Source organism: Brevibacterium sp. CFH 10365, assembly GCF_009299785.1.
GTDB lineage: Bacteria > Actinomycetota > Actinomycetes > Actinomycetales > Brevibacteriaceae > Brevibacterium > Brevibacterium limosum.
On record NZ_VIGO01000003.1, the window covers coordinates 176,543 to 189,033 of the forward strand.

The following is a 12,491-nucleotide window of genomic DNA, read 5'->3' on the forward strand; positions in this document are numbered from 1 at the left end:
GACGGGGCAGGGCAGGTGGGGACGAGCCTCAGACCCCGAATTCGGGGGCGAAGGCCAGGCCACCTGCGGGCACCTTGCCGGCCAGCGGCATCGCCATGAGCGCCTCTTCGGGAACGTCGACGTGCAGGGTGATGCCGAAGCCTGAGGCCGGGGTGAAGCCGAAGCGCGGGTAGTAGTCGGCGTGGCCGAGGACGACGGCGAATGCCTCACCGCGGCGGGCCGCTTCGGCGAGGAGCGCCTCGATGACGGCGGTGCCGGCACCGGTGCGCTGACGCTTAGGCCACACGGAGCAGGGCGCAAGGCAGACTCCCGGGACTCCGCCGACGAAGCACCTGGAGAGCATGGCGTGGGCGATGACTTCACTATCGAGGACACCGACGAACGAGAGGCCCTCGAGGCCATTGCCGGATGTGCGGAGGGCGTCGACGATCTCGGCCTCATCGGTCCGGTCGAACGCGGCGGTCGTCAGCACGCGGATGGCGTCGATGTCGCCGGAAGTCTCGGGGCGGACGGTGAGCTGAGGCGCGGGAGGATTCGTCACCCACACACGATAGCAATCGGCAGGGCCGCCTCGGCGAGGCCTTGAGGGAGCGTGGGCCGCGGCACTGTCCCCATTCAGCACCGCGTCCACCCGCACCACTCACATAAAAATACATTCCTATGTATAACAATTCGACAATCGTCGCTCAATGACGTTACGCTGGTGCCATGTCGAAAGTACTGTCTTCGCTCCCAGTCGGTGAGCACGTTGGAATCGCCTTCTCCGGCGGATTGGACACCTCCTGCGCGGTTGCGTGGATGCGCCACAAGGGTGCCGTCCCCTGCACGTACACGGCCGACATCGGCCAGTACGACGAACCCGACCTGGACTCGGTGACCGAACGCGCGAAGGAATACGGCGCCGAGATCGCGCGCTTCGTCGACGCCAAGCGCCTGCTCGTCGAAGAGGGCTTCGTCGCCCTCCAGTGCGGTGCGTTCAACGTCCGCTCCGGCGGCAAGACCTACTTCAACACCACTCCCCTGGGCCGCGCCGTCACGGGCACCATGCTCGTGCGGGCCATGAAGGAAGACGGCGTCGACATCTGGGGCGACGGCTCGACGTACAAGGGCAACGACATCGAGCGCTTCTACCGCTACGGCCTCATGGCCAACCCGAAGCTGCGCATCTACAAGCCCTGGCTCGACTCGGAGTTCGTCGATGAGCTCGGCGGTCGGCAGGAGATGAGCGAATGGCTCGTCGAGCACGGCTACCCCTACCGCGACTCGGCCGAAAAGGCCTACTCGACGGACGCGAACATCTGGGGCGCCACCCACGAGGCGAAGACCTTGGAGTTCCTCGACGCCGGACTCGACATCGTCGAACCGATCATGGGCGTCGCCGCCTGGCGCGATGACGTCGAAGTCAAGTCCGAAGAGGTCTCGGTCCGCTTCGAGGCCGGCCGTCCCGTCGCCATCAACGGCGAAGAATTCGACGACCCTGTCGCCCTGGTCTTCAAGGCCAATGAGATCGGCGGCCGCCACGGGCTCGGCGTGTCCGACCAGATCGAGAACCGCATCATCGAGGCGAAGTCCCGCGGCATCTACGAGGCTCCGGGCATGGCCCTGCTGCACGTGACTTACGAACGCCTGCTCAACGCCATCCACAACGAGGACACCATCGCTCTCTACCACGAAGAGGGCCGCCGCCTCGGCCGTCGGATGTATGAGGGACGCTGGCTCGACCCCCAGTCGCTCATGCTGCGGGAATCCATGCAACGGTGGGTCGCCTCGGCGATCACCGGCGAGGTCACCCTGCGCCTGCGCCGCGGCGACGACTACACGATCGTCAACACGACCGGTCCGAACCTGTCCTACCACCCGGAGAAGCTGTCGATGGAGCGCGTCGGCGACGCCGCCTTCGGCCCCGAGGACCGCATCGGTCAGATGACCATGCGCAACCTCGACATCGCCGACTCGCGTGCCCGCCTCGAGCAGTACGCGGCCATGGGCATCGTGTCCGGCCCGACATCCGAGCTCGTGGGCTCGCTCGAGGCCGGTGGCGCCGAAGAGATCGCGAACTCCAACGCCGATGTGGACGAAGCAGGCGACCTCGCCGGACTGTCCGCCGCCTTCGACGCCGGTACGGACTGAGGTCCGCGCCTGGGCTGAGGTACCGCGCCGGACGATAGTCCCGGTCGGGCTGAGGCCCTCCCGCGCCGGAGGTCCCCAGAACTTCCGGAGGTACCGCGCAGCATGAGACTCGCGGCCTCCGGTTGAGAACAGAGAACGGCTGGCAGGTGGCTCCACGATCAGCGTGATCGACGGAGTCCACCTGTCGGCCGTTTCGCATTCACCGCACGATGCAATGCGCGTACCCGCAGGTGGCGCGGCCATGGAATGATTCGTTCCATGACTTCCGATTCCCGGAACAACGTCCAGACCCTCGCCGAGGCGGTCGACCGAGATCTGCGTGCCCGTGGCCGCAGCGAACGCGCTCAGAAGGAAAAGGCCTATCTCAAAAGCGAACTCATCCATTTTGGAGTGAGTGTCCCGGACACTCGCGCCGTCGTTCGTGAGGCTCTGCGCGGGACGGCACTGTGCCACGACGAGGTCATCGAGCTGACACGACTCCTCTGGGCCGCACCGACACCGGAAGGCTCTTCCTCCGGCGACGACACATCAGCTGGCAAAGCGCAGCAGGCTGTTGACGCCACCCCGCCGACAGGAGCATCCGCGCCAGTCCACGAACGTCGCGCCGCGGCCACGATGGTGCTCATCCAGTCGAAGGACCGCCTCGGCGCCGGGGATGCCGACCTCATCGAGGACATGCTTCGCGGGGCGAAGACCTGGGCGCTGGTCGATCCACTGGCCGGAGACCTCATCGGTCCCTTGAGCGAAAGTGACGCCGCCGTCGACCCCGTACTTGAGCGGTGGGCAGCCGACAGAGATTTCTGGATCCGCCGCTCGGCTCTTCTGGCACATCTCGTGCCCCTGCGGCAGGGCCGCGGCGACTTCGGGCGGTTCTCCCGCTTCGCCGACGCGATGCTCGAGGAGAAGGAGTTCTTCATCCGCAAGGCCATCGGCTGGGTCCTGCGCGACACCTCACGCAAACGCCCGGATCTCGTCTTCGAATGGATCCTGCCGCGCGCTCACCGCACCTCAAGTGTGACGATCCGCGAGGCGGTCAAGCGCCTGTCCGCCGAACAGCGGGAAGCCGTGCTCGACGCCAGGTGACACAAGCCTCGGCCGCAGGTGACCCGAGTCCCGACTATCTGACTCCACCCCTGCCGACCGGCGGGTGGCCCGGCAGCTGGCGTGCCGCATCCGCGGGGTTGCCGGTCAGCTCGACGACTCCGCGGTCGAGCGCGGCCTGAGCCAACTGCGGATACCCAGCCGCCGAGGCGGCCCGGGCGATGGCCTCGACCGCGCGCCTCGGGGACTGCCTCCCCGTGCCCGCGAACCAGATCCAGCGGCCGTCGATCGACCGTGGAATCGGGTCGAGGGCCAGTGTGAAACGCCTGCGCCCGCGCCTGGCGTCCTCGGCCGAGCAGGCGACGAAGTGGACACCGTTCTTCGTCCACCAGGACGCTCGCAGCGTTGACTGCGCGATCTGTCCTTGGAGTCCGACCTCTTTGAGGTATCTGTTCGCGCCGGCGACCCCGGCAACGCTGCCGGGCGTGATCTGCCCATAGGGAATGGCGTAGGGATGAATACCCGGAGCAATGGAACCGACTAGGATCCCTCGTTCGCAGACGATGAGCCGCTCACCCGAGAGATAGAGAAGGATCAGACCGAACATCACCGCGAAGATGATGCCCGGAGCAATCGTCAGCAGCGGCGTCTCCCCCGGTTTGATGAACGTCAGACCGGTGAAGAGCGCCCAGCCGAGGACGAACGCCGTCACGGTCTTCGGCCCTGGGCGATCGGCGAAGACTTCGATGACGTCGCCGAGCTCCTCACGATGACGACGGGCCTTTCTCATCACAGAACCCAACCTTCGGATCAATAGTTCGGCGTTTCATCCGCACACGAAAAAGTCCCTCACCAGCGAACCTGCCAGGTGAGGGACTTTCTTTCGGTGCGCCACGAGGGATTCGAACCCCCAACCTTCTGATCCGTAGTCAGATGCTCTATCCGTTGAGCTAGTGGCGCATGTCGCTCGGACTCACGCCCTGCAACTCGAACAACTATACACACCCGTTTCACCGAAGCCCAAATCGCACCCACGTGCGCTTCGCCACATTCACACGAACGGTCGATGCCGCCTCGGCGAGAGGGGATGAAATCGCAGATTTCAGCCGTGCATCACCGGTGAAACAAACCGTCAATCACTTGAAACAACACGTCACGACATTGTTCCATTCACGTCAATCACCCTCCGGCTGTGATCCAATGCACATCTTTGAGTGACCGAAACCGGCGTTTTTCGCTTCCGCTCCCATCCTACGGTGGATATGTATCAACCGCTCGACGGACGCCAGCCGCCTGAGACGAAAACCCCACACCCGATTGACCAGGAGACCACTCATGACTGTCCTCGACCATGATGTCGTCGCTGACCAGCTGAAGAACGCACCGACCGACAACGAGTCGGTGCTCTCATTCGTCGGCCGGATCGCCGCCCTGACCACCCCGGACGACATCGTCTGGATCGATGGTTCCGAAGCACAGAAGAACGAGATCGCTGAGAAGCTCGTCGAGGCCGGCACCATCAAGCGCCTGACCGGCACCAAGGACTCCTACTACGCGGCCTCCGACCCCGAGGACGTCGCCCGCGTCGAGGGCCGGACCTACATCTGCTCCGAGGACGAGAAGGATGCCGGTCCGCTCAACAACTGGGTCGCCCCCGCGGAGATGAAGGAAACCCTCAATCCGCTGTTCGACGGCTCGATGCGCGGACGCACCATGTACGTCATCCCCTTCGTCATGGGCCACGCCGAGGCGGATCAGCCGATGTTCGGCATCGAGGTCACCGATTCGGCCTACGTCGTGCTCTCCATGCTCGTCATGGCTCGCTCGGGCAAGTACGCCCTCGACGCGATCGATGCCCAGGACGCGAAGTTCGTCGAGTGCGTCCACTCCGTCGGCGCTCCGCTGGAAGAGGGACAGGACGACGTCGCCTGGCCCTGCAACACCACCAAGTACATCACCCACTTCCCCGAGGATCGCGCCATCTGGTCCTTCGGCTCCGGCTACGGCGGCAACGCTCTGCTGGGCAAGAAGTGCTACGCGCTGCGCATCGCCTCCGCAATCGCCCGCGACGAAGGCTGGCTGGCCGAGCACATGCTCATCCTCAAGCTGACGAACCCCGAAGGAGTCGTCAAGTACGTCGCCGCCGCATTCCCCTCGGCCTGCGGCAAGACGAACCTCGCCATGATCGAACCGACCATCCCCGGCTGGAAGGCCGAGACCCTCGGTGACGACATCGCATGGATGCGCTTCGGCGAGGACGGTCAGCTCTACGCCGTCAACCCCGAGTTCGGGCTGTTCGGAGTTGCTCCGGGCACCGGATACACCACGAACCCGACCGCGATGCGCGCCATCGAAGAAGGCGGAAACATCTTCACCAACGTCGCCCTGACCGACGACGGTGACGTGTGGTGGGAAGGCAAGACCGACAAGGCGCCGGCACACCTCACCGACTGGAGGGGCAACGACTGGACTCCCGAGTCCGACACCCCCGCCGCTCACCCGAACTCGCGCTTCTGCACCCCGATCGCGAACGTGCCGACCCTGGCACCCGAGTGGACCAACCCGAACGGCGTGCCGATCTCGGCCATTCTCTTCGGCGGTCGACGCAAGACCACGATGCCGCTCGTGACCGAGACCAAGGATTGGACCCATGGCGTCTTCATGGGCTCGGTGCTCTCCTCGGAGACCACCGCCGCCGCGACCGGTGCCGTCGGTGTCGTCCGCCGCGACCCGATGGCGATGCGTCCGTTCATCGGCTACAACGTCGGTGACTACCTGCAGCACTGGCTCGACATCGGCAACACCGACGGCGCCCAGCTGCCGAAGATCTTCTACGTCAACTGGTTCCGCCGCGACGACGACAACTCGTTCCTGTGGCCCGGATTCTCCGAGAACTCTCGCGTTCTCAAGTGGGTCTTCGAGCGCGTCACCGGCACCGCCGAGGCCGTCGAATCACCGCTGGGCCTCACCCCGGTCGAGGGCGGTCTGGACACCGAGGGCCTCGACTTCACCGATGAGCAGCTGCGCAAGGCTCTCGCCATCAAACCCGAAGAGTGGGAGACCGAACTCGGCCTGATCGAGGAATGGTACGCCGAGCTCGGCGATTCGGTTCCAGCCGAACTGCGCGCCGAGGTCGACAACCTCCGTCAGCGCCTCGGCCTCGCCTGAGCCTCCTGACCGAGGCCCTCGCCTGAGTCGCCGACGGCCCGAGCCGTCCGACCGATGACAATCCCCCAACCGCCGCCGAGGTGGTTGGGGGATTGTCATGTTCCGTGAAGGGTGCGGGGTTGTCCCGTCTGAGGGCCAGCCTGAGTTCCATGGTTGGTTCGCGACTATACCAATGAGGCAGCGGGGACTCAGCAGTGCGCCGTCTGCGCTCCTCGGATCTGCATGAGAAACACCAGCACATCACGCGGCCGCGCTTTGAGTTCTCTGAGGACACGGTAGGTGACCATCTCCGGCTTCCTGACGTTGCCGATCAGCGCGTTCTGATGAGCGGTCGCCCCGTGGGCGGTGATCGTCACGATCAGCGCGTCCGGAAGCGGCCATTTCCTCCACTGGAATTCTCCCCCGATATCGACGATGCCTGACCATGGGGCTGCGAACTGCCTGACGCGTCCGCCCGGCTTCCACCATGAGGATTCCACACCCCACTGCGACACGACTACCTGTGGTCGTACGAAAGGAAAGATGAATGTCCACGCCACCGCGCCCACGCCGAACATCAGCAAGGCCAAGGCAAAGACCAGCATGAAGAAGAACACCGGCCATCCGCCGAAGTCAGGGGACAGCGGGTTCCAGGTCGAGCCGGGGGTGACGGAGAACATGAGGATGATCGCTCCAACGAACAGCCAGCAGATCAGTCCCATTGCGAACGTCTTGAACAGGTTCGTTCGCAGCACGACGCGTCCATCGCGTCGCATCGCTGCATGCCATTGCTCGACGCGTAGGCGATCGGCTTTGGCGATCTCCTTCTGCAGATCGGCGGCATGTCGAGGATTGTGCGGCGGAGTTCTCACAGCACGAGTCTAAGCCGAAGCCGCCGGCTGCCCATCAGGAGCGTCACGCAGCTCCTCTGCCCGAAACACCCCAGCGCAATCCCTTGGGCATCCCACACCGGCGGCGGCACACCCACGCGGCAGCGTCACTCCCTCGCGTGAGTCTCACACCCACGCGGCAGTCGCAAAACACCGTCGCAGTGCCATATCGCCTCGGTGCAACTGTAGGAGCTGGCACTAGTGGTGACCGATGGCCTACCAGCGGTGCGTTATGACACGAGCGGTGGGGGATGCACCCCGGCACCCATCCGCACGAAGCGTCAGGCGCCGTGGAGGGCCGGGACGATGAGGTAGACGCCGAGGACCACGACGGCTCCGCAGATGCCGAAGACCGTCCAGTAGGCGACCGGCAGGGCTGAACCGCTGCGGCCCTCGTCGATCCGGTCGAGGTGCGTGGCGCGCATCCGCACGGCGATGGAGAACAGCGTGATGACGATGATGGCCGAGATCCATGTCGCGGCCGCCACGATGGCGAACGAACTCCACTCGATCATCTCGCGTCTCCCTTATCGCTCGCATCGGCCCGGCTCGCATCGGCTCCAGTCGAAGCCGATCCGGTCTTCGTCGCCTCGGCCGGCACTGCCCCGTTCTTCTCCGCACCCCGCGAGGCGCGGCGCTTCTCCTTGGCTGCCCGCTTCTCTTCCCAGGCTGCGTAGCGGGCTTCCCTCTTCACCTGAGCACGCTTGCGGTTGCGGTCCTTGCGCAGCTTGCGCTTGCGACCGCGGATGTTGACGGCTTCGCCGACGGTGTCGAAGTTCGAGATATCGGTCTCCTCGACCCGCCGCGAGCTGAGGTAGATCCACAGCACCACGATGACGGCGATGACCGTGTCGACGATGACGCCGATCGTTCCCAGATGAGCGATTCCGGCGGCGATCCCACCGACGATGGCGGCGGCGGGAATCGTCAGCAGCCACCCGGAGGCGATCCGGCCGGCCGTCGACCACTGGACGTCGGCGCCCTTGCGGCCCAGTCCCGAACCGAGCACCGAGCCGGAGGCCACCTGCGTCGTCGACAGGGCGAAGCCGAGGTGGGAGGAGGCGAGGATGGCCGCAGCCGTCGACGTCTCGGCCGACAGCCCCTGAGCAGCCTTGACCGTCGTCAGCTTCGTGCCGAGGGTGTCGATGATGCGCCAGCCACCGACGTAGGTGCCCAGTGCGATCGCCAGAGCACACGCGGTGATGACCCAGATGTGCGGGCCGGTTCCGTGCTCCTGCAGGTTCGCGGAGACGAGCACGAGGGTGATGACGCCCATCGTCTTCTGTGCGTCGTTCGTGCCGTGGGCGAGTGCCACCAGCGAGGACGAGAAGATCTGTCCGTACTTGAACGGTGCGCGGCGAGCGGTCTTGCCCTCTTCGTTGCGGCGGGTGATCGCGTAGGCGATGCGGGTGCACAGGTAGGCGCTGAAGCCGGCGATGAGCGGGGCCGCCAGAGCCGGGATGACGACCTTGGACAGGAAGACTCCGTAGTCGACGGAGTTGAGTCCGGCACCGACGATGGCCGCGCCGATGAGGCCGCCGAAGAGTGCGTGGGACGAGGAGGACGGAAGGCCGAAGCGCCATGTCGCCATGTTCCAGATGATGGCGCCGATGAGGCCGGCGAGGATGAAGTCGGGAGTGATCTGCACTCCCCCGCCGCCTTCTTTGATGATGCCGCCCGAGATGGTCTTGGCCACCTCGGTGGAGAGGAAGGCGCCGACGAGGTTGAGGATCGCGGCGAGCGTGACCGCGGTCTTCGGTTTGATGGCCCCGGTCGCGATCGGGGTGGCCATGGCATTGGCCGTATCGTGAAAGCCATTGGTGAAGTCGAAGAACAGTGCCAGTGCGATGACGAGCACGACGACGAAGATGATTTCCACTAATCGACCTTGGGTGTAGACACTATTCGGACCGTGGATGATGCAGCTGACGGCCAGCCATCACTATCCCGCAGAAGTCTACCCACAGATTCAACTGCTCTTCACCCGCAATTCGACCCTACTCCACCTCATTCACCTTTTGTTCACTTTTGACGTGCGCAAACGGGCCCCGCCCGGCTGAGAGTGCAATTCCTCTCACATTCCGAACGGGGGCCCGAACCCAGCAGTCCCCTCGCCGAGGCGGCCGCCGGCTCCCGCTCTCCGGAATCCGCGGCCCGCCCTCACCGAGGCGGCGCCTCCCTCAGGCGGTCCGAATCTGCTCCGTGACGTACCGATCCGCGACGTCGAGTGCCCGGCCCAGGGCGGCGAGCCCGAACCTGACATCCTCATCCGGGGTGTTGAGCGGCGGCACGACGTGAATCCGGTTGAAGTTCGCGAACGGCAGCACGCCTTCGGCCTTGAGTGCCGCGATGACCTCGTTCATCTCCGGCGAGCTGCCGCCGTAGGCCGCCAGCGGCTCCTTCGTCGTTCGGTCCTTCACGAGTTCGACGGCCCAGAAGCACCCCATTCCCCGCACGTCCCCGACCGAGGGGTGACGCCCAGCGATCTCCCGCAGACCCGGACCGATGATGTCCTCGCCGAGGCGGTCCGCGTTGGCGATCATCCCCTCGGATTCCATCGCGGTGATCGTCGCGACCGCTGCCGCACAGGCGAGCGGATGTCCCGAATAGGTCAGTCCGCCCGGGTAGGCCCGATCGCGGAAGGTCTCGAAGATCGCCTCGGAGATGGCGACCCCGCCAAGGGGGACATATCCGGAGTTCACGCCCTTGGCGAAGGTGATGAGGTCCGGGGTGACGTCCCAGCGGTCGAGGGCGAACCAGCGACCGGTGCGACCGAACCCGGCCATCACCTCATCGGCGATGAAGACGATCCCGTACTTCGCAGTCAGCTCGCGCACACCGGCGAGGTAACCGGCCGGCGGGGCATAGATGCCCGCTGTGCCAGGAACGGTCTCGAGGATGAGGGCCGCGATATTGCCGGGCCCCTCAAGCGTGATCATGTCCTCGAGATGGGCCAGCGCCCGCTGTGTCTCCTCGGCCTCGGACGTCGAGTTGAAGTACGACCGGTAGGGGTAGGCGGGCATGAAGTGGACGATGCCCTCAGCGGAGTAGTCGTTGGCGAACCTGCGCGGGTCGCCGGTGACGTTGACGGCCAGCTGCGTGCCGCCGTGGTAGCTGCGGTAGGCCGAGAGCACCTTCGTCCGGCCCGTGTGCAGCCGGGCCATCCGGATCGCGTGCTCGTTCGCGTCGGCGCCGCCGTTCGTGAAGAACACGTGGTCGAGGTCGCCCGGGGTGCGCTCGGCAATGAGCCGGGCTGCCTCCGAACGAGCGTCGTTGACGTGCTGCGGGGCGATCGTGCACAGCTTGCCTGCCTGCTCCTGGATCGCCGCCACGACTGTCGGGTGCTGGTGCCCGATGTTGGTGTTGACCAGCTGCGAGGACATGTCGAGCAGTTTCCGCCCCTCACCGTCCCAGACGTACGAGCCTTCCGCGTCGACGATCGTCATCGGCTGGAACGGTCCCTGCGCCTGCCAGGAATGGAAGACGTGGGCGCGGTCGAGCTCATGGGCCCGTCGCCCGGCGGCGAGGACGTCCTCACCGATCCGCGGCTGGGACTCCGCTGTCGAACGCGCCGAGGCGGCCGCCTCGGCGGGGGTGGTGTCGATAGTGGTCATGTCAGTCCTTCTTTCGTCAGTGGCCGATGCGCCCGCCGTTGAGCGCATCGGCCGCCAAGGTGGTTCTGTGTGGCGTGGGTGTCAGTCGTTGGTCGGGAAGCCGAGGTTGAGTCCTCCGTGGCTGGGGTCGAGCCAGCGTGAGGTCACGACCTTGCCGCGTGTGAAGAAGTGAACGCCTTCGTCGCCGTAGGCGTGGGTATCTCCGAACAGCGAGTTCTTCCACCCGCCGAAGGAGTAGTAGCCCACGGGAACGGGGATCGGGACGTTGATGCCGACCATGCCGACCTCGACTTCGTTTTCGTAGCGGCGGGCGGCGCCGCCGTCATTGGTGAAGATCGCGGTGCCGTTGCCGTACGGGTTGGCGTTGATGAGGTCGAGGCCCTCGTCGTAGCCGGGGACGCGGACGACGCAGAGCACGGGTCCGAAGATCTCGTCGGTGTAGATCGACATGTCGGTGGTCACGTCGTCGAACAGGGTCGGGTTGAGGAAGAACCCGTCGGCCGGGGTGTTCTCCCGACCGTCGAGGACGACCGTCGCACCCGCCTCGGCGCCGGCATCGATGTAGCCTGCGACCTTGTCACGGTGGGCGGCGGTGACCAGCGGCCCCATATCGGGCTCGGTCGCTCCATCGCCGATGCGCAGGGTGCGGGTGCGCTCGGCGATCTTCGCCACGAGCGCGTCGGCGATCGAATCGACGGCGACGACCACGGAGATCGCCATGCAGCGCTCACCGGCGGCACCGTAGCCGGCGTTGACGGCGGCGTCCGCGGCGAGGTCGAGATCGGCATCGGGCAGGACCAGCATGTGGTTCTTCGCTCCACCGAGCGCCTGGACGCGCTTGCCGGCGGCGGTGCCGTTCTCGTAGACGTACTTCGCGATCGGGGTCGACCCGACGAAGGACACCGAGGCGACGTCGGGGCTGTCGAGGATCGTGTCGACGGCTTCCTTGTCACCGTGGACGACGTTGAACACGCCGTCGGGCAGGCCGGCTTCCTTCCACAGCTCTGCGAGCCAGTTCGCCGCCGTCGGATCCTTCTCCGAGGGCTTGAGCACGACGGTGTTGCCGGCGGCGATGGCGACGGGGAAGAACCACATCGGGACCATGGCCGGGAAGTTGAACGGCGAGATGATCGCGGAGACGCCGAGCGGCTGACGCAGGGAGTGGACGTCGATGTTCGTCGAGGCGTTCTCCGTATGACCGCCGCGCAGGTGTCCGGCGATGCCGCAGGCGAATTCGACGACCTCCTGGCCGCGCGCGACCTCCCCGAGGGCGTCAGAGACAACCTTGCCGTGTTCGGCTGTGATGATCTCGGCCAGCTCCTGCTTCCGGGCGTTGAGCAGTTCGCGGAAGTTGAAGAGGACAGCGGTCCGCTTGGCCAGGGATGTGTCGCGCCAGCCGGGGAATGCGGCAGCCGCAGCGGCGATCGCCGATTCCACGGTCGCCTTCGATCCGAGTGCCACCTGTCCGCTGACGACGCCGGTGGCGGGGTTCGTGATATCGCCGAGGCGGGTGTCGGTGTCCGCTGTGACGGTCTGTCCGTTGATCCAGTGAGAGAGCGTTGCCATGGAGTGTCCTTCGTCGTCGATGTGTAGGTTGAGTCCATCCTCTGTCCGTACCGCCGATCCCGAAAGTGTCAGAATGTCAGAAAGTTCCGCCCTGGCTTTACAC

Annotated in this window: 10 protein-coding genes and 1 tRNA gene; 3 read left to right on the forward strand and 8 right to left on the reverse strand. The window is 65.6% G+C overall.

All coding sequences use genetic code 11. The features are described from left to right. Nucleotides 1-28: 28 nt before the first annotated feature. Nucleotides 29-541, reverse strand: a complete 513-nt coding sequence (locus tag FHG09_RS07005) for a GNAT family N-acetyltransferase (RefSeq protein WP_227492606.1) — start codon at nt 539-541, stop codon at nt 29-31. A 167-nt stretch (nt 542-708) separates the two neighbouring features. Between FHG09_RS07005 and argG the strand changes: the two genes are divergently transcribed. After that, nucleotides 709-2,130 carry an argininosuccinate synthase gene (gene argG, locus FHG09_RS07010; protein WP_152346940.1) on the forward strand — a complete coding sequence of 474 codons (1,422 nt, stop codon included), beginning with the start codon at nt 709-711 and terminating at the stop codon, nt 2,128-2,130. A 258-nt stretch (nt 2,131-2,388) separates the two neighbouring features. Further along, the gene (locus tag FHG09_RS07015) at nt 2,389-3,213 is read left to right on the forward strand and encodes a DNA alkylation repair protein (RefSeq protein ID WP_227492607.1); all 825 of its coding nucleotides are present in this window, start codon (nt 2,389-2,391) and stop codon (nt 3,211-3,213) included. Between the two features lie 34 nt (nt 3,214-3,247). Here FHG09_RS07015 and FHG09_RS07020 read toward each other — a convergent pair whose 3' ends face one another. Both FHG09_RS07020 and FHG09_RS07025 read right to left on the reverse strand, forming a co-directional pair. Next, nucleotides 3,248-3,961 (reverse strand): hypothetical protein, encoded by a 714-nt coding sequence (locus FHG09_RS07020; protein WP_152346942.1) that lies wholly within the window; start codon nt 3,959-3,961, stop codon nt 3,248-3,250. Between the two features lie 97 nt (nt 3,962-4,058). Beyond that, nucleotides 4,059-4,131 (reverse strand) — tRNA-Arg (locus FHG09_RS07025). 375 nt (nt 4,132-4,506) lie between these two features. On the opposite strand from FHG09_RS07025, the gene FHG09_RS07030 reads away from it, so the two are divergent. Beyond that, nucleotides 4,507-6,339: a phosphoenolpyruvate carboxykinase (GTP) gene (locus FHG09_RS07030; protein WP_152346943.1), complete on the forward strand. Its 1,833-nt coding sequence runs from the start codon at nt 4,507-4,509 to the stop codon at nt 6,337-6,339. A gap of 188 nt (nt 6,340-6,527) precedes the next feature. Here FHG09_RS07030 and FHG09_RS07035 read toward each other — a convergent pair whose 3' ends face one another. From FHG09_RS07035 to FHG09_RS07055, 5 genes are all read right to left on the reverse strand, one after another. Next, the gene (locus FHG09_RS07035) at nt 6,528-7,190 is read right to left on the reverse strand and encodes a hypothetical protein (RefSeq protein WP_152346944.1); all 663 of its coding nucleotides are present in this window, start codon (nt 7,188-7,190) and stop codon (nt 6,528-6,530) included. Nucleotides 7,191-7,489: 299 nt separating this feature from the next. Next, nucleotides 7,490-7,723, reverse strand: coding sequence for a hypothetical protein (locus tag FHG09_RS07040; protein WP_152346945.1), 234 nt, complete (start codon nt 7,721-7,723; stop codon nt 7,490-7,492). After that, nucleotides 7,720-9,087, reverse strand: coding sequence for an inorganic phosphate transporter (locus FHG09_RS07045; RefSeq protein WP_152346946.1), 1,368 nt, complete (start codon nt 9,085-9,087; stop codon nt 7,720-7,722). Before FHG09_RS07045 ends, FHG09_RS07040 begins: the two co-directional genes overlap by 4 nt. Before the next feature lie 301 nt (nt 9,088-9,388). After that, complete coding sequence (locus FHG09_RS07050; protein ID WP_152346947.1) at nt 9,389-10,822, reverse strand: aspartate aminotransferase family protein; 1,434 nt, start codon at nt 10,820-10,822, stop codon at nt 9,389-9,391. An 81-nt stretch (nt 10,823-10,903) separates the two neighbouring features. After that, a complete protein-coding gene (locus tag FHG09_RS07055) occupies nt 10,904-12,388 on the reverse strand; it encodes a CoA-acylating methylmalonate-semialdehyde dehydrogenase (RefSeq protein ID WP_152346948.1) in 1,485 nt (494 codons plus the stop codon). Nucleotides 12,389-12,491 lie beyond the last annotated feature (103 nt).